General features: G+C 71.5%; 22 protein-coding genes and 1 riboswitch. Of the genes, 7 read left to right on the plus strand and 15 right to left on the minus strand.

The window, feature by feature from the left end:
- Window positions 1-170: 170 nt before the first annotated feature.
- The 6 genes from AB0F29_RS01915 to AB0F29_RS01940 are packed head-to-tail and all read left to right on the plus strand — an operon-like array spanning window position 171 to window position 6412.
- Window positions 171-1121 carry an STM4015 family protein gene (locus AB0F29_RS01915; protein ID WP_361866715.1) on the plus strand — a complete coding sequence of 317 codons (951 nt, stop codon included), beginning with the start codon at window positions 171-173 and terminating at the stop codon, window positions 1119-1121.
- A gap of 6 nt (window positions 1122-1127) precedes the next feature.
- A complete protein-coding gene (locus AB0F29_RS01920; protein WP_361866717.1) occupies window positions 1128-2087 on the plus strand; it encodes an STM4015 family protein in 960 nt (319 codons plus the stop codon).
- Window positions 2068-3225 carry an STM4014 family protein gene (locus tag AB0F29_RS01925; protein WP_361866719.1) on the plus strand — a complete coding sequence of 386 codons (1158 nt, stop codon included), beginning with the start codon at window positions 2068-2070 and terminating at the stop codon, window positions 3223-3225. Before AB0F29_RS01920 ends, AB0F29_RS01925 begins: the two co-directional genes overlap by 20 nt.
- Before the next feature lie 43 nt (window positions 3226-3268).
- Entirely contained in the window at window positions 3269-4099 is an 831-nt protein-coding gene (locus tag AB0F29_RS01930; RefSeq protein WP_361867023.1) for an STM4013/SEN3800 family hydrolase, read from the plus strand.
- Window positions 4096-5481: an STM4012 family radical SAM protein gene (locus AB0F29_RS01935; RefSeq protein WP_361866721.1), complete on the plus strand. Its 1386-nt coding sequence runs from the start codon at window positions 4096-4098 to the stop codon at window positions 5479-5481. The genes AB0F29_RS01930 and AB0F29_RS01935 overlap by 4 nt, the downstream gene beginning before the upstream one ends.
- A gap of 7 nt (window positions 5482-5488) precedes the next feature.
- On the plus strand, window positions 5489-6412 hold the full coding sequence (locus tag AB0F29_RS01940; RefSeq protein ID WP_361866723.1) for an STM4011 family radical SAM protein: 924 nt from the start codon (window positions 5489-5491) through the stop codon (window positions 6410-6412).
- A gap of 13 nt (window positions 6413-6425) precedes the next feature.
- Here the strand turns inward: AB0F29_RS01940 and AB0F29_RS01945 are convergent, their stop codons facing one another.
- Both AB0F29_RS01945 and AB0F29_RS01950 read right to left on the minus strand, forming a co-directional pair.
- The gene (locus AB0F29_RS01945; protein ID WP_361866725.1) at window positions 6426-7253 is read right to left on the minus strand and encodes an SGNH/GDSL hydrolase family protein; all 828 of its coding nucleotides are present in this window, start codon (window positions 7251-7253) and stop codon (window positions 6426-6428) included.
- A gap of 187 nt (window positions 7254-7440) precedes the next feature.
- A complete protein-coding gene (locus AB0F29_RS01950; protein WP_361866727.1) occupies window positions 7441-8397 on the minus strand; it encodes a LysM peptidoglycan-binding domain-containing M23 family metallopeptidase in 957 nt (318 codons plus the stop codon).
- Between the two features lie 3 nt (window positions 8398-8400).
- Window positions 8401-8561, minus strand: a riboswitch (cyclic di-AMP (ydaO/yuaA leader).
- 443 nt (window positions 8562-9004) lie between these two features.
- On the opposite strand from AB0F29_RS01950, the gene AB0F29_RS01955 reads away from it, so the two are divergent.
- On the plus strand, window positions 9005-9817 hold the full coding sequence (locus AB0F29_RS01955; protein ID WP_361866729.1) for a tyrosine-protein phosphatase: 813 nt from the start codon (window positions 9005-9007) through the stop codon (window positions 9815-9817).
- A gap of 49 nt (window positions 9818-9866) precedes the next feature.
- On the opposite strand, the gene AB0F29_RS01960 is transcribed toward AB0F29_RS01955, so the two are convergent.
- From AB0F29_RS01960 to AB0F29_RS02020, 13 genes are all read right to left on the minus strand, one after another.
- Window positions 9867-10040: a DUF6126 family protein gene (locus AB0F29_RS01960; RefSeq protein WP_018955417.1), complete on the minus strand. Its 174-nt coding sequence runs from the start codon at window positions 10038-10040 to the stop codon at window positions 9867-9869.
- A gap of 66 nt (window positions 10041-10106) precedes the next feature.
- Complete coding sequence (locus AB0F29_RS01965) at window positions 10107-10715, minus strand: XRE family transcriptional regulator (protein ID WP_361866731.1); 609 nt, start codon at window positions 10713-10715, stop codon at window positions 10107-10109.
- Window positions 10716-10797: 82 nt separating this feature from the next.
- Window positions 10798-12195, minus strand: a complete 1398-nt coding sequence (locus AB0F29_RS01970; RefSeq protein WP_361866733.1) for an aspartate aminotransferase family protein — start codon at window positions 12193-12195, stop codon at window positions 10798-10800.
- A gap of 91 nt (window positions 12196-12286) precedes the next feature.
- The gene (gene hpnH / locus AB0F29_RS01975) at window positions 12287-13306 is read right to left on the minus strand and encodes an adenosyl-hopene transferase HpnH (protein WP_361866735.1); all 1020 of its coding nucleotides are present in this window, start codon (window positions 13304-13306) and stop codon (window positions 12287-12289) included.
- A gap of 5 nt (window positions 13307-13311) precedes the next feature.
- Window positions 13312-13959 (minus strand): 1-hydroxy-2-methyl-2-butenyl 4-diphosphate reductase, encoded by a 648-nt coding sequence (locus tag AB0F29_RS01980; protein ID WP_361866736.1) that lies wholly within the window; start codon window positions 13957-13959, stop codon window positions 13312-13314.
- Window positions 13959-15956: a squalene--hopene cyclase gene (gene shc / locus AB0F29_RS01985; RefSeq protein WP_361866737.1), complete on the minus strand. Its 1998-nt coding sequence runs from the start codon at window positions 15954-15956 to the stop codon at window positions 13959-13961. Before shc ends, AB0F29_RS01980 begins: the two co-directional genes overlap by 1 nt.
- 108 nt (window positions 15957-16064) lie before the next feature.
- A complete protein-coding gene (locus AB0F29_RS01990) occupies window positions 16065-17168 on the minus strand; it encodes a polyprenyl synthetase family protein (RefSeq protein WP_361866738.1) in 1104 nt (367 codons plus the stop codon).
- Complete coding sequence (gene hpnE / locus AB0F29_RS01995) at window positions 17165-18550, minus strand: hydroxysqualene dehydroxylase HpnE (RefSeq protein WP_361866740.1); 1386 nt, start codon at window positions 18548-18550, stop codon at window positions 17165-17167. Before hpnE ends, AB0F29_RS01990 begins: the two co-directional genes overlap by 4 nt.
- Window positions 18551-18668: 118 nt before the next feature.
- On the minus strand, window positions 18669-19610 hold the full coding sequence (gene hpnD, locus AB0F29_RS02000; RefSeq protein ID WP_361866741.1) for a presqualene diphosphate synthase HpnD: 942 nt from the start codon (window positions 19608-19610) through the stop codon (window positions 18669-18671).
- An 8-nt stretch (window positions 19611-19618) separates the two neighbouring features.
- Complete coding sequence (hpnC, locus tag AB0F29_RS02005) at window positions 19619-20530, minus strand: squalene synthase HpnC (RefSeq protein WP_361866742.1); 912 nt, start codon at window positions 20528-20530, stop codon at window positions 19619-19621.
- Between the two features lie 414 nt (window positions 20531-20944).
- Window positions 20945-21730, minus strand: a complete 786-nt coding sequence (locus tag AB0F29_RS02010) for an ABC transporter ATP-binding protein (RefSeq protein WP_361866743.1) — start codon at window positions 21728-21730, stop codon at window positions 20945-20947.
- Complete coding sequence (locus tag AB0F29_RS02015) at window positions 21723-22652, minus strand: ABC transporter permease (RefSeq protein ID WP_361866745.1); 930 nt, start codon at window positions 22650-22652, stop codon at window positions 21723-21725. The genes AB0F29_RS02010 and AB0F29_RS02015 overlap by 8 nt, the downstream gene beginning before the upstream one ends.
- Window positions 22653-22753: 101 nt before the next feature.
- Window positions 22754-23626 (minus strand): glycosyltransferase, encoded by an 873-nt coding sequence (locus AB0F29_RS02020; protein WP_361867025.1) that lies wholly within the window; start codon window positions 23624-23626, stop codon window positions 22754-22756.
- Between the last annotated feature and the right edge of the window lie 2 nt (window positions 23627-23628).

Here is a 23628-nt window from a genome sequence, read left to right on the forward strand (position 1 = left end):
CTCCCCTCGGTCGCGGCACCCGCTGTGCCGACCATGGGAAAAACGCTACGGGCAGGGTCTGACAACGGGCCGGCGCGACGGCCCTGGCCGGGTCCCGGTCGCGGCGTTGTCAGTGCGGCTTGATAAACCTTGCAGACATCAGCAGTCCCCAGGATCAGGAGTTCAGGGCCATGTACGGTGCGCAGCATCTGCACGAGTTCGGCGGCCTTCCGGTCGTCGACTTCCAGCACACGTCCGACGGGGGCCCCCGGCCCGCCGCGCACGCCGTGGCCTGGCGCGTCTCCGTCGACCCGTACGACGACGACCGGCCCTGGGAGGAGGAGTTCGCCGACTTCCTGGACAAGGTCGACCCGGCCGGCGTCCGGGCCCTGGTCATCGGCCAGTGGGGCGAGGCGTACGAGGAGACCTCCTCCGTGCCGATCGGCCTGGTGATCGCCGCCGCCGACCGGCTGACCTCGCTGGAGGCGGTGTTCGTCGGGGATCTGGAGGCGGAGGAGGCCGAGATCACCTGGATCCAGCAGTCGGATGTGACCGTGCTGCTGGCCGCCTTCCCCGCGCTGACGGAGTTCGGCGTGCGCGGCGGCTCCGAGCTGGTGTTCCCGCCGGCCAAGCACGATTCGCTGCGGTCGCTGACCGTCCAGGCGGGCGGCCTTCCCGCCGAGGTGGTGCGGGGTGTGCTGGACAGCGAACTGCCCGCGCTGGAGCGGCTGGACCTCTGGCTCGGTGTGTCCGCCTACGAGGGCGACACCGACCTCACCGATCTCGCTCCGCTGCTCGCCGGCACTCGCTTCCCCCGGCTGATCCACCTGGGAGTGCGCAACAGCGAGATCGAGAACGAGATCGCTTCGGCCATCGCCTCGGCTCCGGTCGTCGCCCAACTGCGCGTGCTCGACCTGTCGAACGGGACGCTGGGCGACGAAGGCGCGGCCGCCCTCCTCGAAGGGCAGCCGCTGACCCACCTGGAACTCCTCGATCTCCACCACCACTTCCTCACCGATGCGATGGCGGAGCGGGTCCGTTCCGCCCTGGAGCCGCACGGCGTGCGCGTCGATCTCTCCGAGAAGTGCGAGCCCTGGGGCGACCGGGGCGCCGAGGGCCGCTACACCGCCGTCTCGGAGTAGGGCGCCATGACGTACATCGGCATCGAGCACCTCGACCGCTTCCACGGGCTGCCGGTCCACACCCCGGCGCCGTCGTCCGGGTTCCTGCCCGCCGCCGAAACCGTGGCCTGGCGGCTGGAGGGCGACTACGGCGAGGACAGGGACTTCGCCGGCTGGTGGCAGGAGTTCCTGGACACGGTGGACACGGCCCGGGTCCGGGCGCTCGTCGTCGGCCCCTGGTGGCATGACGGCCATACGCCGTTCGCCCCGGTGATGGAGCTGATCGTCGCCCACGCGGACCGCTTCCCCGGGCTGCGCGGGCTCTTCCTCGCCGACGTCGCGGATGAGGAGTGCCATGTGTCCTGGTTGCAGATGTGCGACATCACCCCGGTGCTCGAAGCGCTGCCGCTGCTGGAGGAGTTCGCCGTGCGTGGCTGCGGCCGGGAGGGGCTGGGGCTGCGCCCCGTGCGCCATGCGTCGCTGAAGTCGCTGCGCTTCGAGTCCGGCGGCCTGCCGGGCGAGGTGGTGCGGGCGGTCTCCGCGAGCCAACTGCCCGCGCTGGAGCGGCTGGACCTGTGGTTCGGCAGTTCGTGGTACGGCGGCGACGCCACCGTCGACGACGTCCGGCCGGTCCTGGCGGGGGGCGTGTTCCCCCGACTGCGCCACCTGGGACTGCAGAACAGCGAGATCCAGGACGAGATCGCCGCCGCGGTGGGTTCCGCGCCCGTCGTCGCCCAGTTGGAGACGCTGGCGCTGTCGATGGGCACCCTGAGCGACACGGGCGGCGAGGCCCTGCTCCACGGGCAGCCCCTGAACCACCTGGCCGCGCTCGACCTGCGCCACCACTACCTCACCGAGCCGGTGCTGGACCGCGTCAGGACCGCGTGTGCCCCGGCCGTCGTCGAGGCCGGCGAGGCCGAGGAGGACTACGGGGACCCGGACGACGAGGACTACGAACCGGAACGCTATGTCGCGGTCAGCGAGTAGCGGCGGGGACGGCCCGGTGCCGCGCTTCGCGGTCGTCGGCAATCCGGACAACCGCCGGGTCGCCTTCTTCGAGGAGGCCGTGCGCTTGGCCGGGCTGCCACCGGCCCGGGTGGTTCCCTGGCTCCGGGTGCTGCGCGGCGAGGCGGTGTTCGCGGCGGGCGAGAGCGTACGGATCGATTCGCCAGGTGAGGACGCCGAAGTGGAGCGGCTGCTTCGGGGGGTCGACGACCCGACCCGGGTGGAGGGTTCGGCCCGGTGGTACGCGCGCTTCACGGCGGCGGTGGACGCGGTGGCGGGCGTGGCCTCGGCCGCCGGCGCGGAGGTGCTGGGCTCCCCCGGTGACATCGCCGTGCTCTTCGACAAGCGGCTGTGCCACGGGGTTCTCGATCGCGCGGGGGTCCCCGTGCCCGCCTCGCCGACGTCCGGCCCGGGGGCGGCCCCGGTGCGCGACTGGTCCGACGTACGGGAGTTGCTGCGCGAGCACCGGATGCCCCGGGCGTTCGTGAAGCTCGCGCACGGCTCCTCCGCCTCCGGGGTGCTGGCGGTGGAGACGGCAGGTCCCGGCCGGGTCCGGGCGAGCACCTCCGTGGAGCGGGACGCGTCGGGTCGGCTGTTCAACTCGCTGCGGGTGCGGCGCTACACCTCGGAGGCGGAGGTCGGCGCCGTCGTGGACGCGCTGGCCCCGGACGGGCTGCACATCGAGCGCTGGCTGCCGAAGGCGTCCCAGCGGGGTCGGGCCGCGGATCTGCGGATCGTGGTGGTCGGCGGCCGGGCGACGCACGCCGTGGTGCGGACGAGCACGAGCCCCATGACCAATCTGCATCTGGGCGGGGCGCGCGGCGACCTCGACGAGGTCCGGGCCGCCGTGGCGGCGGCCGGCGGCTGCTGGCGTGAGGCGCTGGCGATGTGCGAGCGGGCGGCGGCCTGCTTCCCCGGGACGCCCTGCGTGGGTGTCGACCTCCTGCCCACCGCCGGCTGGCGGCGCTTCGCCGTCTGCGAGGTCAACGCCTTCGGCGATCTGCTGCCCGGACTGACCGGTCTGCCGGGCAGCGGCGCCGAGGGCCTGAACACCTATGCGGCACAGGTCGCCGCCGTACTGGACCGAGCAAGGAACCACCGTGCCGTCACCCCTTCCTGACCCCGACGTGTCCCCGCTGCCCGTCGGTGGTGGCCGGCCCGACATGGGCGAGGTCGTGGGCAGCCACGATCTGCTGCTGGTCACCCTGGACACCCTGCGCCACGACGTCGCCGTCGAGCTGGCGGCGGCCGGGCGGCTCCCCAACCTCGCCCGGCATCTGCCCGGGGGCGGTTGGGAGGAGCGGCACGCCCCGGGCAGCTTCACCTACGCCTCGCACCAGGCGATGTTCGCCGGGTTCCTGCCGACGCCCGCCTCCCCGGGACCGCATCCCCGGTTGTTCGCGGCGCGGTTCGCGGGCAGCGAGACGACGGCGGACGGCACGTTCGTGTTCGACACGCCCGATCTGGTGTCGGGGCTGGCCGCCGAGGGTTACCGCACGGTGTGCGTCGGCGGGGTCGGCTTCTTCAACCGGCAGGGGCCGCTCGGATCGGTGCTGCCCGGGATGTTCCAGGAGAGCCACTGGGAACCGGGCTTCGGCGTCGCCTCGCCCACCTCGTTCGAGGAACAGGTCGCCCGGGCGGAGCAGGTCGTCGCGGCGCTCCCCCGGGAGCAGCGGCTGTTCCTCTTCGTCAACGTGTCCGCCCTGCATCAGCCGAACTGGTTCCATCTGCCCGGGGCGACCCGTGAGGCGGGGGACTCCCGGGCCACGCACGCGGCGGCCCTGGAGTACGTGGACCGGCACATCGGCCGGCTCTTCGCCGCGGCGAGCAGCCGTCGCCGGTGCTTCGCCATCGTCTGTTCGGACCACGGCACGGCTTACGGCGACGACGGCTACACCGGTCACCGGCTCGGCCACCCGGCCGTCTGGACCGTCCCGTACGCCCACTTCTTCCTCGAACCACCCGCACCGCTCGCCCCGGGGGCCGCCCGATGACCACCACCACCGTCGCCGCCGAAGCGGCCACCGCCATCCGGCCGTACGAGAGTTACGTCTACGCCTATCCGCACAAGACGGCCTACCGGCCGCTGGAGGACCGCCCGTCGCTGCGGTCGCTCTGGGCGGCGGAGCCCAAGGACGCACTCTCCCTCTACCTCCACATACCGTTCTGCGAGGTCCGCTGCGGCTTCTGCAACCTCTTCACCCGGATCGGCGCGCCCGAGGAGCTGACGACGCGCTATCTGGACGCGTTGGAGCGGCAGGCCGTCGCCGTGCGGGACGCGCTGGGCGACGAGGGGCCGGTGCGGTTCGCCGCGACGGCGTTCGGGGGCGGCACGCCGACGTTCCTGACCGCGGGCGAGCTGGAGCGGCTCTGCGACATAGCGGAGAAGCGGATGGGCGCCGACCTGCGCTCGGTGCCGCTGTCGGTGGAGACCTCCCCGTCCACGGCGACGGCGGACCGGCTGGCGGTGCTGGCCGACCGGGGCACGACGCGGATCAGCATCGGTGTGCAGAGTTTCGTGGACGAGGAGGCGCGGGCGGCCGTCCGTCCGCAGCGCCGCGCCGATGTCGAGGCGGCGCTCGGCCGGATCCGCGAGGCCCGGATACCGGTGCTGAACATCGACCTGATCTACGGCATCGACGGGCAGACCGAGCGCAGCTGGCTCTCCTCGCTGGACGCGGCGCTGGCCTGGCGGCCGGAGGAGCTGTATCTCTATCCGCTGTACGTCCGCCCGCTCACGGGTCTGCACCGCCTGGGCGCGGCCACCGGCGCCGAGGCGGAGGCCCTGGAGCAGACCGCCTGGGACGAGCGGCGGCTGCGGCTGTACGCGGTGGGGCGGGATCATCTGCTGGCGCACGGCTACGAGCAGGTGTCGATGCGGATGTTCCGGCGGTCCGACGGACCGCGGGAGCAGGAGGGTCCCGAGGACTACGCCTGCCAGACCGACGGCATGATCGGCCTCGGCTGCGGTGCCCGTTCGTACACGGCGGCCCTGCACTACTCCTTCGACTACGCGGTGGACATGCGGGAGATCCGGTCGATCATCGACCGGTTCACCGCCGCCGAGGATTTCTCGCGGGCCGAGGTCGGCCGGTACGTCGACGCGGACGAGGCGCGACGGCGGCATCTGCTGCAGTCGCTGCTCCAGGCGGCGGGGCTGCCGGTGGCGGAGTACCGGGCACGGTTCGGCACGGATCCGGGCGCGGACTTCCCGGCCGAGCTGGCGGGGTTCGCGGCCCGTGGCTGGCTGGACGCGTCGGCGCCGGACGGTCTGCTGAGGCTGTCCCCGTCGGGCCTCGCCCACTCCGACGCGCTGGGTCCCGCGCTGTTCTCCCCCGGGGTGCGGGCCGCGATGGCCGCGTACGAGCGGAAGTGACGGGGCCATGGACCTGACGATTCTCTACCGGGGCCCGCTCGCCTCGTGCGACTACGACTGTCCGTACTGCCCGTTCGCCAAGCGACGGGACAGCCGCGCGCAGCTCACGGCGGACCGGGAGGCGCTGGAGCGGTTCACCGGCTGGGCCGCGGAGCGGACCGGCGACCGGCTGTCCGTGCTGTTCACCCCGTGGGGCGAGGGCCTGGTGCGCTCCTGGTACCGGCGGGCACTGACCGATCTCTCCCGACTGCCGCACATCGGGCGCGTGGCGATCCAGACGAACCTGAGCGGCCGCACCGACTGGCTGGCCGACGCCGATCCGGAGCGGATCGCGCTCTGGTGCACGTACCACCCGGAGCAGACACCGTACGAACGGTTCCTGGGCAAGTGCCGAGAGCTGTCCGCGAAGGGGATCCGCTACAGCGTGGGAGTGGTGGGCTTCGACGCCCATCTGGAGGAGGCCCGGCGGCTGCGGGCGGCGCTGCCGGAGGAGGTCTATCTCTGGGTGAACGCCGCCGAGGGGCACACCTACACCGACGAGGAGGCGGCGCGGTGGACGGAGCTGGATCCGCTGTTCCCCTTCAGCCGTGATCCGCACCGTTCGGCGGGGCTGCCCTGCCGGACGGGCGAGTCGGTGATCTCGGTGGACGGGGACGGCACGGTGCGGCGCTGTCACTTCGTCAAGGCGGAGCTGGGCAATCTCTACGACGGCAGCTACCGCCGGGCGCTCGGCCCGCGGGTCTGTCCCCTCGCCGTGTGCGACTGTCACATCGGCTATGTGCATCTGGAGTCGCTGCCGCTGTACGACGTGTTCGCGGGCGGTGTCCTGGAGCGGATACCGGCAGGGCACCCCCCGGGCGGAGGCACGCCGCCGGACGGGCTCGTGGTGCCGGGCCCGTCCCGGCGTGCGCTTCCCCTGCTGGAGCCCTGACCCGGCTCGACGGCTACAGCGGCAGGAGGTCCGGGCGCTTCGCCTCGACGTGGTCGCCGGAGGACTCTCCGCGCAGCCGTCGGCCGATCCAGGGCACGAGGTATTCGCGGGCCCACTGGATGTTGTCGCGCCGTGCGTCGAAGGGGCTGCGCTGGGCCTGCGGCGGCCAGGGCTGGTCGGGGTCGGCGGGCACCTCGTGGCCGAGGACCTGGGCGGCGCGCAGCGCCACGCGGGTGTGGCCCTCGGGCGACAGGTGCAGCCGGTCGTTGTCCCACGCGCGCCGGTCCTGCACGGAACGCAGCGACCACAGGTCCAGCACGGGGCAGTGGTAACGGTCGGCGATGGCCCGCAGATGGACGTTGTACGTGGCGATCTTGCCGCGCATGTGGCGCAGCACCGGAACGCCCCGGGTGTCGAAGCCGGTGGTGACCATGACCGTGCCGACGGCGTTGCTCAGGTCGGCGACCGCCCGCTCGAAGCGTTCGGCGAGGTCGTCGGGGTCGGTGCCGGGACGGATGATGTCGTTGCCGCCCGCGCAGAAGCTGACCAGGTCGGGGGCCAGTTCCTTGGCGCGCGGGATCTGCTCCTCGACGATCTGGTCGAGGAGACGTCCTCGTACGGCGAGATTGGCGTAGCGGAAGTCCCCGTGCGGGGAGCCCTCGGGGCCGGTCGTCCCCTCGGGGGCCGGGAGCCGGTCGGCGAGGAGCACCGCGAAGCGGTCCGCCCAGCCGAGATAGGTCCCGTCGGGGCCGGGGTCGCCGACGCCCTCGGTGAAACTGTCGCCAATCGCCGCGTACGACCCGATGGTGTGCTGCTGGTTGTTTCTCGAATCGTCTGCCACAAGCACTTATCCTGCATCGTGCGATGTGACCTACGCGACCGTAATACGGGGTTGACGGGTGGTGAGATAGACCACCCGGTCAGTTTTTGGTAAAGCCGGAATAAGTGGAGGGGCGGTGCGCCGCCGCACACCGCCCCTCGATCACTTATCGCCGCGTCCGGTCGGACGGAGCCGTTGGACGGAGCCGTCAGACGGAGACGCCGTGCTGACGCAGGTACGCGATCGGGTCGATGTCCGAGCCGTAGCTCGGGCCGGTGCGGACCTCGAAGTGCAGGTGCGGGCCGGTGGAGTTGCCGGTGGAGCCGGAGAGGCCGATCTGCTGGCCGCCGGTGACGGTCTGGCCGACGGAGACGTTGAGCGAGGACTGGTGGGCGTACTGGGAGTACATGCCGTCCTCGTGCTGGATGACGACCTCGTTGCCATAGGAGCCGCTGTTGCCGGCCGAGACCACGGTGCCCGGGCCGATGGCGAGTACGGGGGTGCCGGAGGCCGCCTGGAAGTCCGAGCCGGTGTGGTAGCCGCTGGACCAGCTGGCACCGGAAGCCCGGTACTGGGTGGTGACGTTGGCGCTGGCCAGCGGGGCGGACCAGCCGGAGCCGGTGGCCTCGGCGGAGCCGGTCCGCGACGGGCTGCCGGAGCCCTCGGAGTCGTCGGCGGAGACGGTGTCCGCCTTCGGGGCCTCCTTCGGCGCGGCCTTCGGCGCCGGTGCGGCCTTCTTCGGGGCGGCCTCGGGAGCCGCGGACTTCTCGGCCGGGGCGGAGCCCTTGGCCCCGAGGGTCAGCTTCATGCCCGGGTGGATCAGGCCGGGGTTCTCGCCGACGGTGGAGCGGTTGTCCTGGTACAGCTTCTCCCACCCGCCCTTGAGCTGGTGCTCGGCCGCGATCTTCGCCAGGTAGTCGCCGGAGACGACGGCGTACGTCTTCGGGGCGGCCTTCGACGCGGCAGGGGCGGTGGCCGGGGCGGTGTGCGCGGCGGCGACCGAGGCGGCGGCGGGCTTCGCGGCCGGAGCGGCCTGGTCCGCCGCGTTCGCGACGGTGGCCCCGATGAGCGGGAGGGCGAGTGCGGCGCCGCCGGCCCCTGCGACGAGGACGCCGCGGGAGATCGGGCCGGACTTCGGACGACGGTGCTTACCCTTTGCGGGCATGGGAAATTTCCTCTCCGGCGCCTGCGAGGTGAGCTGTCGGGTTCGGGCTGGAGATGCCCGGTCGCGTTGCGGCGACTTCACCCCGAGCCGGTCCGGATCGCTCCGGATCGGCGGCTTACCTGGTTCCCCCGCTCCTGCCACACGTGAGTGGGTGGGTGCGAATTCCGGGCGGCGGCAGGATTAGGCGGTCCGTCCGGATTGCGGCGACCGTAAACGAGTCAGGACGAGCAGAACAAGCCATCGGTTGCGCACCGGAATCATCGGTTCGATTTCTCCCCGGATTTCCCGTCACACTCCGTGGATTACGGATCTTGGATTTCCGTACGTACACCGGGAATACTCCGGGGCAAGCTCACCACGGACCGTCACGGATATGATCCCGCTCACCCCCGAAATCCCATCTCCCCCATTAGCGGGGCATGTTCTGCGAAATGCGTCAATACGGACATCGGGTCGACTTCCCTCCTGACGCCAGGTCAGCCCGGGCGCCCCGGCGCCCCGCACCGGACGCTCGACCGTGATGATTTTCCGTCGAATCGATGTCGTATCGTCACGGGAGCGCCCTCGCCGGCGAGCCGCGCCGGCGCCAGAGATCCCAGGAGCCACCGTGACGCAGCAGGTGCCGCAGGTCCCGCCGACAGAGACCGCGCTGACCGGAGTCCGCAACTTCCGCGACGTGGGCGGGCTCCCCACCGCGGACGGCCGGCGCACCGCCTTCGGGCGGCTCTACCGGAGCGGCCACCTGGCGCACGCCACGGCCGAGGACGCGGCCTTCCTCGGCGGGCTCGGGCTGCACACGATCTTCGACTTCCGCCACTCCGCCGACCACCGGCTCGACGGGTACGACATCGAGCTGGCCGGTGTCCGCAATGTCAGCATTCCGCTCTCGGACCCGGCGGACGGCGCCGAGTTCTGGCGGCTGGTGAGCGACGGAAACATCGAGCAGCTGCGCTCGGTCCTCGCGAACGGCAAGGGCGTCGACCGCATGATCCGGATGTACCGCGCGACGATTCTGGACCGCACCCCCGAGCACAGCCGGGTGCTGCACTCCCTGGCCGAGGACAGCGTCCCCGCCCTGATGCACTGCGCGGCGGGCAAGGACCGGGCCGGTCTCTCGATCGCGGTCGCCCTGCTGGCGGTCGGCGTCGAGCCGGAAGCGATCGAGGAGGACTACCTCAAGTCCGACGACCTCCGCCGCCGCTACGCCGTGAAGCGCTCCGACGCGTCCGGCACCGGCATGTCACCCGAGGTGCTGGAGCTGCTGGACCCGCTGTTCGGGGCGCGGCCCGCCTACCTCGCGGCGGCCTTCACGGCCATCGAGGAGAACTGGGGAACGACGGACCGCTACCTGTCGGAGGGACTGAAGGTCTCCCCCGAGACCCGGGAGCGGCTGCGCGAGCGCCTGCTCGACCAGGGCTGACCCGGACGGGAAGCGATCCGTCCGGGGGCGGTCGGTCGTCCGCCCGCCGTCACTTGCTCCCGGCCACCACGAAGAGCAGGTAGAGGAAGCCCGCTATGACGTGGCCCGCCACCAGGTAGGCGAAGAGGCGGATGATGACACCGCGCGGCATCCTCTTCTCCTGCGGGTCCTCGTTCGGGCGGCGGCCGGGACCCAGCGGGTCGTAGTGCTCGGAATCGGACATGACGGTCCTCTCTGTCGGCCTCGCGGCCGGTGGAGCGAAGGAGGGGAGCCGGCCGGGACGGCCGGTTCAGCGCGCGTGGAGGGCGTTGCCGAGGCACAGCTCGGCGGCGGGGCTATGGAGCAGGGAGTGGACGAAGAGCAGCTCCGCGCCGCAGCGGTCGACGGCCGCGATCCGGTGCGGGGTGAGCGAGTCGAAGTGGGCGCTGTCGCCGGGTTCGAGGTCATGGACGGTGTCGCCGAGCCCGATCCGCAGCCGCCCCTCCAGAACGTACAGCCACTCCTCGCCGGGGTGGACCCGGACCAGGTCGCCCTGGGCCCCGTACGGAACGCGTACCCGCAGCGCCTGCATCGCGCGACCGGATCCGCCTGCCTGCCGGTACATCCAGCCGTCGGCCTCCGCCCCCTCGAAGCCGCCGCCGCGGACGATCGCGTCCCGTTCGGGCGGCTGCTCGCCGAGCAGCTCGGAGACCGTCGTACCGTAGATACGGGCCAGTCCCAGCAGCATCGGCAGCGAGGGCTGCCTGCGGCCGGTCTCCAGCCGGGAGAGATGGGCCGGGGAGAGCCCGGCCCGGCCGGCGGCGGTCTCCAGCGTGAGGCCGCGATCGCGGCGCAGGTCGCGCAGTCGGGGTGCGACGCCGGGGAGCTCGTCCGGCGCCCCTTCGTCCGGAGGGTTCATGGCTCCATTGGGCCAGGATCTTTCCTCCGAGGCAAATAACTTGCCTCAGAGGCAATTCTCATCGTCCCATCGCCGAAGCCGGTCAGCGATGGGCCACGGCCTGCTTGACCAGCGTCCGGCCGAAGTCCCACATCAGTCCGCCCCCGCCGTGCGCGTCGTCCATCACGGACGTGAAGGCCGCCACGAAACGGTCCACCTCCGCGTCCCCGATGACCAGCGGCGGGATCAGCTTGATCACTTCCAGGTGGTCGCCGGAGACCTGGGTGAGGATCCGGTGCCTCTGGAGCAGCGGCACCACGACCATCTGCGCGAAGAGTCCCTTGCGGGCCGCCTGGAGCATGGTCCAGCGGCTGCGGAGCTTGAGCGAGGACGGCCTGCCGAACTCGATGCCGATCATCAGCCCGCGCCCGCGGACCTCGTGCAGCAGCTCGTAGCGGTCCACCAGGGCCGCCAGCCGCTCGCGCAGCAGGTCGCCGGTGCGCCGGGCGTTGGCGACGGTCTCCTCGTCCTCCATCACCGTCAGGACGGCGAGCCCGGCCGCCATCGCCTGGGCGTTGGAGCCGAAGCTCGCGGAGTGGACGAGGACCCGGTCCATCGAGGAGTAGACCTTGCGGAAGATCCAGTCCTTGCCGAGGGTCGCGCCGACGGGCACATAACCGCCGGAGAGCGCCTTGGCGACGCACACCAGATCGGGCTCCACCCCCTCCTCGTGCTGGTAGGCGTAGAAGTCCCCGGTCCGGCCGAGGCCCGTCTGCACCTCGTCGACGATCAGGAGCGCCTTGTGCCGGTGCAGCAGCTCCTGCGCCCCGCGCAGATAGCCCGGCGGCGCGGCGTGCACGCCCTTCCCCTGGATCGGCTCCACGACCAGGGCCGCGACGTCACCCCTCCTCAGCTCGCGGCGCAGCGCCGCCAGGTCGCCCAGCGGGACGGCCGTGTCCGGCAGCAGGGGGGCGAAGCCGTCGCGGAAGCCACTCTCCCCGTTGACCGAGAGGGAGCCGGTGGTAAGCCCGTGGAAGGCGTGGTCGCAGTAGAGGACCCGGGGCTTGCCGGTGGCGTAGCGGGCGAATTTCAGCGCCGTCTCGACCGCCTCCGTGCCGCTGTTCCCGAAGAAGACGCGGTCCAGATGCGGGCTGTGGGCGAGGAGCTTCTCGGCGAGCAGTCCGGGCAGCGGCTGGCAGTCGAAGCGGGTGAGGTCGGCGAGCTGAGCGTCCAGGACGTCGTGCAGCGCCTGGCGGACGACGGGGTGGTGACGGCCGAGGCCCATGACGCCGAACCCGGCGAGCATGTCGAGGTAGTCGTTGCCCTCCGCGTCCCAGAAGTACGCGCCCTCGGCCCGCTCGTAGACCTTGTCGAAGCCGATGGTGTGCAGCATGCGCGGCAGCTGGTGGTTGAGGTGGCGTGCGTGCAGGTCGTACCGTTCGGCCCCGCGCTCGGCGAGGAGCCGAGCCAGGTCGAAGCCCTGGGATCCGCCGTCCGTCATCGCCCGCTCTTCCCTTCGGATGTGCTGCGCCCTGAGGGCCGGCCGCCCCGGGAGACCCGTGGCGGCCGGCCGTACCTCGTCGGACACCGCCTCAGCGGTTGCTGCTGATGGTCTCCCGCGCCGCGCGCAGGGATTCCTTCAGGGACCCCATCGTGGCGAGCACCGCCGTGGGCTCGTAGCCGCAGTGCGCCATGCAGTTGGCGCAGCGAGGGTCCTTGCCCCGGCCGTACTTCTCCCAGTCGGTCTCCTCGATGAGCTGACGGTACGTCGGTACGTAGCCGTCGTTCATCAGGTAGCAGGGGCGCTGCCAGCCGAAGAGCGAGTAGTTGGGGATCGCCCAGGCGGTGCACGGGAAGTCCGCCTTGCCCTCCAGGAAGTCCAGGAAGAGCGGTGAGTGGTTGAGCCGCCAGCGGGCCCGGTTGCCGCCCGCGAAGGCCTTCTTGAACAGCTCGCGGGTCTGCTCGACGCCGAGGAAGTGCTCCTGGTCGGGGGCCTTCTCGTAGGCGTAGGCGGGAGAGATCATCATCTCGTCGACGTGCAGGTCGTCGTTGAGGTAGTTGAGGACCTCGATGATGGTCTGCGGGGTGTCGGTGTTGAAGAAGGTGGAGTTGGTGGTGACCCGGAAGCCGCGCCGCTTGGCCTCCTTCATCGCGGCGACGGCCTCGTCGAAGACGCCTTCCTTGGCGACCGACTCGTCGTGCCGTTCGCGCAGGCCGTCGATGTGCACGGCGAAGGCGAAGTACGGGGACGGGGTGAACTTGTCGAGCTTCTTCCGCATCAGCATCGCGTTGGTGCAGAGGAAGACGTATTTCTTCCTGGCGACGAGCTGGCGCACGATCTCGTCGATCTGGGGGTGCATCAACGGTTCGCCACCGGCGATGGACACCATGGGAGCGCCGGATTCGAGCACCGCGCCCACCGCCTGGGCGACCGGCATGCGCTGCTTCAGGACACCGGCCGGGTGCTGGATCTTCCCGCACCCCTCGCAGGCGAGGTTGCAGGCGAACAACGGCTCCAGCTCGACGATCAGGGGGAACTTCTCACGCTTGCGGAGCTTCTGTTCGATGAGATACGTCGCAACCTTGATGGACTGACGGAGCGGCATGGCCATCTAGCTCACCTCCTGGGGAGCAGTAAGGATCGGTGCCATTCGTAGAAAGCCGGAAGGACGGAACGAAGAACGCGGAACGCCGATATTCCACCGCGTACGGTGCCGATACGGACGAGCTCATGCTCTGGAGCGTCCACGACCACCCGGACGGCCGCAACCGGGCGCGGCCCGTGACACAGGGCGGTACGCAGCGTCGCGGCGGACTCCATGTCCACCGCGATGGCCCCGCCCGCCCGCAGCGCGGCCCGTTCGGAGCCCCGTACGACGTGGTCGGAGCCGGTCAGCGGGCCGGTGTGGACGGTACGGCCCGGAATGGCCCTGGCGAGCGCGGCGACCAGGACGCCGGTGCCCGCGCAGGGTGTGGTGCCGTCCGCGTCCCGGGTCTCCTCGGCGACGACCAGGTCCCCCGGGTGCATCCCCGGGGCGAGGCCGGCGCAGAAGCCGGAGGCGATGACAGCGGCGTCGGGAATCCCCCCAGGGCCCAGGAGACGCGCCAAGGCCGCCTCCGCCGCCCGGGGGCCCATGCCGGTGCGCAGGACCCGGACGGGGCCCTGGGTGCCCCTGCCGCTGCGCAGGGCCACCTGCTCGATGCCCAGAGCACAGGCGACCAGCAGGGGCGTCGCGGGACTCCCCGGCCGTCCCGGATCGCCCATCAGGCCCCCTCGGCCGCGGTCGCGCGGTCGGCGAACGGGTCGCCGTACACATAGCGCCCGAGTGCGGTGAGAGGGAAGACCTGGCGGTAGAGGTGGTAGTTGATGGAGAAGTCCCAGGGGAAGCCGGTCCCGGTGAAATACGGCTCGTCCCAGGAGCCGTCGGCCTGCTGCGCCTCGGTCAGCCAGGTGACACCGCGGGCGACCGGGCGGGTGTCGCGACGGCCGGCGGCGAGGAGCGCGAGGAGCGCCCAGGCGGTCTGGGAGGCGGTGGACTCACCGTGCCCGATCCACTTCTCCTCCTGGTAGGAGCGCAGGTCCTCGCCCCAGCCGCCGTCGTCGTTCTGCACGGACTCCAGCCATCCGACGGCCCGGCGGATCGCGGGATGCCCGGCGGGCAGCCCGGCGGCGATCAGGGCGGGCACCACGGACCCGGTGCCGTACACGTAGTTGACCCCCCAGCGGCCGAACCAGGCTCCGCACGCCTCCTGTTCGGCGAGCAGCCACGCGATGCCCTCGCGGGTACGGGGGTGGCTCGCGAGCCCTTCGACGGCGAGCATCTCCACGACATGGCCGGTGACGTCGGCCGACGGCGGGTCGATGACCTCGCCGAAGTCGCAGAAGGGCAGGCGGTTGGGGAAGGGGCTGGTGTTGTCGGCGTCGAACGCGCCCCAGGCGCCGTTGCGGGACTGCATCCCGAGGCTCCAGCGGACCCCGCGGTCGATGGCCGCCTGCATGCGGGCGGGGTCGGGGTGGCGCACCCGGCGCAGCGCCAGGACGACTTCCGCGGTGTCGTCGATGTCCGGGTAGTTGTCGTTGTGGAACTCGAACGCCCAGCCTCCTGGAGCGAGTTCGGGCTTTCGTACCGACCAGTCACCGGGTCTGGTGATCTCCTCGGCCAGCATCCAGTCGGCGGCCTTCACCAGGGCGGGGTGGTCGGCTTCGAGTCCGGCGTCGGCCAGTGCGATGGTGGCGAGGCAGGTGTCCCAGACGGGCGACTGGCAGGCCTCGACCATGCGGGCGCCGTCCTCGCGCCGGACGGCGAACCGGTCGAGCGAGGCCAGGCCCGCCTTCATCACCGGGTGGTCGAGGTCGTAGCCCAGCAGGTGCAGGGCGATGACGGAGTAGACGGCGGGCGGCTGGATCCCGCCCCAGCAACCGTCGTTCTCCTGGCGCTCGATGATCCAGCGGGCGGCCAGGTTCATCGCGATGCGGCGCAGTGGGCGCGGGGCGACCTTGTGGTAGAGGTGCAGCCCTTTGTCGAGGCGCTGGAAGATTCCGTCCCAACTGGCGGGCGGGGCAAGCTTCCTGGGAGGGTTGGGGTGGTCCGGGTCGGTGTGCAGCTCGTCCAGGGCGAAGGGCGCCGGGCGCACCGGGCGTTTCGCGGAGACGATGGTGAGCGGCACGATGGTCTGCCGGGCCCAGCAGCCGAAGTCGTAGATGTTGAGCGGGACCCACTTGGGGAAGAGCATCAGCTCGGGCGGCAGCTCGGGGAGGTCGTCCCACTTCCACCAGCCGAACAGCGCCAGCCAGATGCGGGTGAAGACGCGGGCGGCCGCGATGCCGCCCTGTTCCCTGATCCAGCCGGAGGCGCGGGCCATGTGCGGTTCGTCGGGGCGGTCCCCGGCCAGCCGCAGCGCGACATACGCCTCGATCGTGGCGGAGAGGTCGCCCGGTCCGCCGTAGAAGGTGTTCCAGGTGCCGTCGCCGAGCTGTTCGCCACGGATGAAGAGGGCGGCCGCCCGGGTGGTCTCGGGGTCCTGGATGGAGAGGAACTGACGCAGGAGCAGGTCCTCGGCGTCCATCGTGACGTTGGTGGCGAGGTCGCCCTTCCACCAGCCCTGCTCGTCCTGTCTGCCGAGGAGGTGCTCCACCGAGCGTTCCGCGGCCCGACGCGCGGCGACGGTCACGTCGTCCGCGGCGGTTGTCGTGTCGGTCGGATCGTGGGCCGTGGCCTCGGGGTTCGCGGTCCCGGTCGATCCGTCGGTCGTCGCTGTCATGAGCTTCCCCTTACGTGCAGTCGGTTCTCTGCTGTGCTGGGGGTCACCGTCGGCCGGCGCCCGGTGAGGGGCGCCGGCCGGCGACTGCGAGTCATATGCGAAGCGTTGTCATCTCTTTCGTACCACCACGAAGTCTGCAAGCTCGGTGAGCTGTTCCCTCACCCGGTGGGGCATGTCGACGGCGTGCAGCGCCTCGATGGCGATTCCGTGCTGACGACGGGCTTCCTGGGCGGTCCACTCGCGGCCGCCCGCCTCCTCGATGAGTGCCGCGCGGGCGGCGAACTCCTCTTCGGAGAAGCTGTCGAAGTCGTTGCTCTTGGCGTCGGCGGCGAGCAGTTCGCCCAGCCGGTCGGAGGCCTCGCCGCCCGCGGCGAGCGCCGCGACGACGGGCAGGGACTTCTTGCGCTGGCGCAGGTCGCTCCAGGTCTGCTTGCCGGTGGCCTCCGGGTCGCCCCAGATGCCGAGGAGGTCGTCGACGGCCTGGAAGGCGAGGCCGAGGTGGTAGCCGTAGGACTCCAGGGTGTCGGCGGTGCGGTCGTCGGCGCCGCCGAGCACCGCGCCGATGGAGACGGCGCAGGCCAGCAGGGCGCCGGTCTTGTTGCCCTCCATCTCCAGGCACTCCTCCACGGTGACCCGCTCGCGGTGCTCGTAGGAGATGTCCTGGGCCTGCCCGTCGATGAGCTTGCGGGTGGCTGTGGTCAGCCGGCGGGCCGCACGGCCCGCCTCGACGGTGCCGAGCTCCAGCAGCAGGTCGTAGGCGAGCGCGAAGAGCGCGTCGCCGACCAGGATCGCCTGGGCGGGGCCGTGCACCTTCCATACGGTGTCACGGTGGCGGCGCTGCTCGTCGCCGTCCATCAGGTCGTCGTGCAGCAGCGAGAAGTTGTGCACGAGTTCGACGGCCACCGCGCCGGGGATGCCGGCCTCGGCGGGGGCCCCCGCCGCCTCGGCGGACAGCAGGGCGAGCGCGGGGCGCACGGCCTTGCCGCCGTCGCCGTCCGAGGGCCGCCCCTCCGCGTCGATCCAGCCGAAGTGGTAGGCGGCGACGGTGTCCATGGGCGGCGCGAGCCGGCCCACGGCAGCCCGCAGGACCGGCGCTGACAGGGCTCGTCCGCGCTCCAGAAGCGCGGTGACGTCCGCGGTGTCCGCCACGGTGTCGAAAGCCGGATTCGCCGGGGTCACAGACTCTCCTCTTGTTCCGGTGTTACTGCTCATGCCGCCTCCTGCAGCGGACGTCCTGGGGGGCGGCCGAGGTCGTGGAGCGCCGCGTCGGCGGCGCCTGCGCCGCTGCGCACGGCACCCTCCATCGTCGCGGGCCAGCCGGTGTCGGTCCAGGCCCCCGCCAGCTGAAGTCCGGAAAGCCGGGTGCGGGGGCCGGGGCGCAGCCGCCCGACGCCCGGGGCGGGCGCGAAGGTGGCGGCGCGCTCCCGGGTGACGAAGAAGTCGCGGATGCCCGCGCCGCGGGCGGCGGGGAGCAGCCGTTCCAGCTCGGGCAGGTAGCGGGAGCGCAGTTCGGCGACGGGCAGGTCGATCTCGTCCTGGGCGGCCGACTGCGAGACCGCCAGATACTGCCCGGGGCCCGTCAGCCCCGAGGAGTGGGTGCGGTCGAAGACCCACTGGACCGGGGAACCGATCGCGGCGAAGAACGGCCTGCGCAGCACCTTGCGGTCGTAGATCACATGCACGTTCAGGATGGGCGCGTTATCGATGTCGAGCAGCAGGTCCGGTTCGTCCAGCGCGCCCGCGGGCAGCAGGCCGTGGGTCTCGGTCTGCGGCACGGCCAGGACGACGGTGTCGGCGGTGATCCGCTCCCCCGCCGTCTCGACGATCCAGCGGCCGTCCTCGGTGCGGGTGAGGGAGCCGGCCTTGGCGCGCAGTTCGGTGCGGACGCCCGCGGTGTCCAGGGCCTTGCGGGCGAGGGTGTCGTGCAGCTCGCCGAGCGGCACGGTGGCCCAGCCGATGTCGGCGGCTCCGGGCTCGGAGAGCAGGCCCGTCTTGAAGACCTTCGCCGCGAGGGCCATGGAGGCGTTCGGGGCGGTGGCGTTCAGCGTGGCGACGCCGACGAGGTCCCAGAGGGCCTCGATCGTGCGCTCCGACTGGCCGTGCCGCCGCAGCCAGGTCGCGAAGTCGACGCGGTCGAGCTCGGGGTCGGCGGGGTCCAGGCGGCCGAGCGCGAGGGCGGCGCGGCCCACGCCCGCCTTCTCGGCGAGCGAGAGGTGGGGATAGGCGGCGAGTCCGCCGGCGAGGTGCAGCGGTACGGGCAGACCGGTGCGCCGCAGCCGTCCCAGGCGCGGTCCCGCGGCCCGGCCGACGTCCAGCACGGGCACGTCGAGGCGGTCCTGGACCGGTGCCAGGTGGGCGGCGTCGATCCGGTCGAGGAACCAGCGGTAGCCGGTGCAGCAGCGCAGATAGACGTGCTGGCCGTTGTCGACGGTGAGGTCGCCGCGCTGGAAGGAGAAGGCGAGGCCGCCGAGGCGGGGCCGCCCTTCCAGGAGGGTCACGTCGAGTCCGGCGTCGGCGAGGCGGAGCGCCGCCGTGACGCCGGCGAGTCCGCCGCCGACGACGACGGCGACGGGGCGTGGGCTCTCGTCGTTCATGCGTGCCCCTCTCGCCGGGTCGGTGCGCTCTGCCGGGTCCTCATCCTGGAGATCGTCGCAGTCGGTGACGCGCCAGGCCACTGGAGGGTTGCCCGGGGGCCGGAGCCACGAAGACGCATCAGCCCCGCCCCCTGGCCGTGAGCTTCGAGATGTGGCGGGCGTCCAGTCCGGACAGGCCGCGCACCGCGACGTAGGCCTTCTCGTGGCCGGGCAGCGAGACCCGTCCGCGCAGCACGGCCTCGGGGTCGCGCTCGATCCGGTCGAGGAGGCGGCGGTAGATCCCGGCCATCGCCGCGACGCAGGCGCCGCTGCGGCGGTCGAGCATCGGCAGCAGCCGGTAGCCCTCGGCGAACAGAGCTCGGGCGCGCCGGACCTCGAAGTGGATGAGGCCCGCGAAGTCGGAGCCGGGAGGCGGGGTGGTCCGGTGGAACCCTGCCGAGCAGCCGAATTTGGCCAGGTCGTCGGCGGGCAGGTAGGTGCGCCCGTTGCCGGCGTCCTCGCGGACGTCGCGCAGGATGTTGGTGAGCTGGAGGGCGAGGCCGAGCGTGTCGGCGTACTCCGCGGCGCGCTCGGCCCCGCGGGCGCCCGGCGCGGTGCCGAAGACGCCGAGGCTGAGGCGTCCGATGGCTCCGGCGACGCACCGGCAGTAGGCCTTCAGGTCGTCCCAGGTCTCGTAGGTCGCGCCCCGGACGTCCATCAGGACGCCGTCGATCAGCTCGTCGAGCCCGCCGAGCGGCAGCGGGAACCGCTGGGCGGCGTCGGCGAGCGCGACGGCCACCGGGTCGGTGTCGTCCTCGTCGACCGCGTCCTTGCGGATCCGCTCCAGCAGTTCGCGGGTGCTCTCCAGCCGGGTCCGCTTGATCTCCGGGTCCAGCTCCCCGTCGCCGATGTCGTCGACACGACGGGAGAAGGCGTACAGCGCCGACATGGCCTGCCGCTTCTCGTACGGCAGCAGCCTGATGCCGTAGGCGAAGTTACGGGCCTGCTGTCCGGTGACGGCCTCGCAGTAACTGTATGCGGCCTGCACCGGCGGCGACATGTACGTCGTCTGTCCCTCCACGGTCCGGCTCACCTCTCTCCACGCGCTCTTCGCAAGACGAATCCCACTTCGCGCAGCAGGCTGGGCTTGGTGGGCTTGGGCGGTCCGGGCAGTACGTCGAACCCGGCGGCCGAGATCGCCGTGAGCGCGCTGCGCCCGCCCGCGACGAATCCGGCGAGGAGCAGCTTGAGCCGTCCGTCGACGCTGCCCACCAGCGGGGGGCCTTCGTTCAGCAGCTCGCTCGCACGCTGGGCCTCGTACGCGATCAGGGCACGCACCGAGGCTCCGGCGGAGGGCGCGGCCAGGTCGGATTCGGTGACCCGGAAGCGTTCCATGTCCTCGGCGGGCAGATAGATCCGGTCGCGTTCCAGGTCCTCGGCCACGTCCTGCAGATGTTCGACGATCTGGAGCGCGGTGCAGACCGCGTCGGAGCGGCGGACGCGTTCCGGGCTCGTGGTGCCGGTGAGGGCGAGGACCAGGCGGCCGACCGGGTTGGCCGAGAGCTCGCAGTAGGCGGCGAGATCGGCGTAGGTGCCGTAGCGGCGGATCTTCTGGTCCTGGCGGTTGGCCTCGATCAGGCCGAGGAAGGGCTCGGGGGTGAGCGCCCGGCGCCGCACGGTGGGGCGAAGGTCGCGCAGCAGCGGGTGGTGCGGTTCCTCACCGGTGGGGGCGAAGACGCGGTGGAGGTCGGTCTCGAAGGCGTCGAGCATGGCGAGGCGGTCGTCGCTCTGCTCCGGCTCCAGACCGAGCCGGCGGGCGTCGACGCCGCCGGGGGCGAGGTCGCCGTCGCCGATGTCGTCGACGAGCCGGGCGAAGCCGTAGACCGCCATCAGGTCCTCGCGCCAGGCGCGGGGCAGGAAGAAGGGCGCCACGGGGAAGTTCTCGTCCGCGGCCTTGCCGAGGGTGGCGTCACCGATGCGCGTCTCGGGGGTCGAGGTCACTGCGGACCGCCCGGCGGGGGGACGGCGAGACCACGCCGGAGCTGGAGATCTTCCGTCATTGCCGTCACATCTCCCGTTCTACACTGCTGATCCAAAACAACCCTTTTCGGACACGCCGCTCGGTCTTCCGAGTGCACTGCGGCAGAGCGGCCGGTGCCGGGGCGTATCGCCCTACTTGCCATGAATCAGCACCGCTATAGCTTACGTTGTACAGCTCACAGGGGGTCGGCGGGGTGGAGGGCCCACCGCCGCTTCCCGGCCGTTCCCGTCAACCTTCCCCGCGCGTGGCGGAATTGACGTCATCCGCCGGGAGGAGATCACCGCCGGGCCTGTACTACGGACGGTCGGCACGGTGCCGGACACCACGCGGCCCCCGCCGGACCGGTCCGGCGGGGGCCGCGGAATGCGCGCGGGCTACTTGCCCGTTTCGCGCTCGTACGCCTTGAGGACTTCCTCGGTGGGACCGTCCATCAGGAGTTCGCCCTTCTCCAGCCACAGCGCGCGGTCGCAGGTGTCCCTGATCGACTTGTTGTTGTGGCTCACCAGGAAGACGGTGCCCGCCTCCTTGCGCAGCTCGCGGATCCGCTCCTCGGAGCGGACCTTGAACTTGCGGTCACCGGTGGCCAGCGCCTCGTCGATCATGAGGACGTCGTGGTTCTTGGCCGCCGCGATCGAGAAGCGCAGCCGCGCCGCCATACCGGAGGAGTACGTCCGCATCGGCAGGGTGATGAAGTCGCCCTTCTCGTTGATGCCGGAGAACTCCACGATGCCCTGGTAGCGCTGACGGATCTCGTCCTGGCTCATGCCCATCGCCAGTCCGCCGAGCACGACGTTGCGCTCACCGGTCAGATCGCTCATCAGCGCGGCGTTCACCCCGAGCAGCGAGGGCTGACCGTCCGTGTACACCTGGCCGGATTCGGTCGGCAGCAGGCCGGCGATGGCGCGCAGCAGCGTCGACTTGCCGGAGCCGTTGGTGCCGATGAGGCCGATGGCCTCGCCGCGGTAGGCGGTGAAGGAGACACCGCGCACGGCGTGCACCTTCCGGACGCCGCGCGGCTCGCCCTTGCCCCGCCGCATCATGCGGCTCAGCGCGGCGGTGGCGCCGCCGCGTCCGCCGCCCGTGCCGTTGACCCGGTACACGATGTGCACGTCGTCGGCGATCACCGTGGGGATGCGCCCCTGTGCGTTGTCCTCAGCCACGGCCGTACCGTTCCTCTGCCTTCCAGAAGTACACGAATCCCACGACGCCCAGCAGCACGGCCCAGCCGACGCCGACGGCCCAGACGTGGTCCGGCAGGTTCTCGGAGCCGTATCCGTCGATCAGGGCGAAGCGGACCAGGTCCATGTAGATCGCCGCCGGGTTGTACTGGAGCACGTCCGCGATCCAGGCCGGCTTGTCCTTGAGCATCACCGGGATGGAGAACATGACGCCCGAGGCGTACATCCAGGTCCGCATGACGAACGGCATCAACTGCGCGAGGTCGGGGGTCTTGGAGCCGAGCCGTGCCATGACGAGGGCCAGGCCCGTGTTGAAGAAGAACTGGAGAATCAGGGCGGGGATCACCAGCAGCCACGACAGCGAGGGGTAGCTGCCGAAGATGACGGCGACCGCGACCAGCACGATCATCGAGAACAGCAGCTGCTGGAGCTGCTGGAGCGAGAAGGAGATGGGCAGCGAGGCCCTGGGGAAGTGGAGGGCCCGGACCAGTCCGAGGTTGCCGGAGATCGAGCGGACGCCCGCCATCACCGAGCTCTGGGTGAAGGTGAAGACGAAGACGCCGGTGACCAGGAACGGTACGAAGACGTCGTGGGAGATCCCCTCCCTGGTCCCCAGGATCAGCCCGAAGATCAGGTAATAGACCGCGGCGTTCAGCAGGGGTGTGACCACTTGCCACAGCTGGCCCAGTTTGGCCTGGCTGTACTGCGCGGTCAGTTTCGCCCGGGAGAAGGCCAGGATGAAGTGGCGTCGTCCCCAGAGCTGTCGCATGTACGCGATCAGCCCCGGCCTGGCGCCGCTCACGGTCAGGCCGTACTTGGCGGCCAGCTGGGCCGCGTCGAGGCCCTCGTCGGCGGACGGCGGGGTCCCGAGGGCTACCCCACCGTCGTGGGTCGTGTCACTCACAAGTTGAAACTCTCGTCTTCACGCGCAGCCAGTCGCGGGCGCGGCTCAGGCGGACAGGTTCCGGAAAGAAAATACGCCTCATGCTCTCAGAGGAAAGCCTCTCAGATGACCGGAGGTCGGCCCAGCCTCGTCAGCCGCCACACCGTACGCCACTTCATCGGGCGCCGGCGCCCGCAGGGGGTCGTCCAGCCTTCCCGGAATCCGCCGAACCAGGCCTTCAGCGCGGGCGCCGAAGGACGTCTGACCAGGGTCAGCAGCAGCCAGACCCCCAGGTAGAGGGGGACCAGTGGGGCGGGCAGGTTCCGGCGGGCGAGCCAGACCCGGTTGCGGGCGACCATGCGGTGGTAGACCGCGTGCCGGGAGGGGGCGGTGGTGGGGTGGTTCAGCACCATGTCCGCGCGGTAGTCGATCATCCACCCCGCGTCCAGCGCCCGCCAGGCCAGGTCCGTCTCCTCGTGGGCGTAGAAGAAGTCCTCCGGCAGGGGACCGACCTCGGCGATGACCCGGGTGCGTACGGCGTTGGCGCCGCCCAGGAACGTGGTCACGCGCGAGGAGCGCATAGGGTCGGCGGCCCGCAGCCGGGGCACGTGCCGCCGCTGGGTGGCGCCCGTGTCCGGGTCGGTGATCCGGAAGGTGATGATCCCGAGCTTCGGGTCAGCCGCGAACGCCTGTCGGCACAGCTCGGCGGTGTCCCGGTTCGGGAGCAGCCCGTCGTCGTCCAGGAAGAGCAGCGCGTCCACGTCCGCCCCGCAGGGGCCGAACGCCTCGATGCCGGCATTGCGGCCGCCGGGGATGCCCAGGTTCTCGGGCAGTTCCACCGTGCGCACCCCGGCGGGCACGTCGGGGACCGGGGCTCCGTTGCCGACCACCACGACCTCGATCCGGTCACCGTGCTGGGCGGTGACCGAATCGAGGAGGGCGCGGAGCTCCTGCGGGCGGTTGCCCATGGTGATGACCACCGCGCCCAGTTTCATGG

It is taken from the genome of Streptomyces sp. NPDC026589 (assembly GCF_040638385.1).
GTDB lineage: Bacteria > Actinomycetota > Actinomycetes > Streptomycetales > Streptomycetaceae > Streptomyces.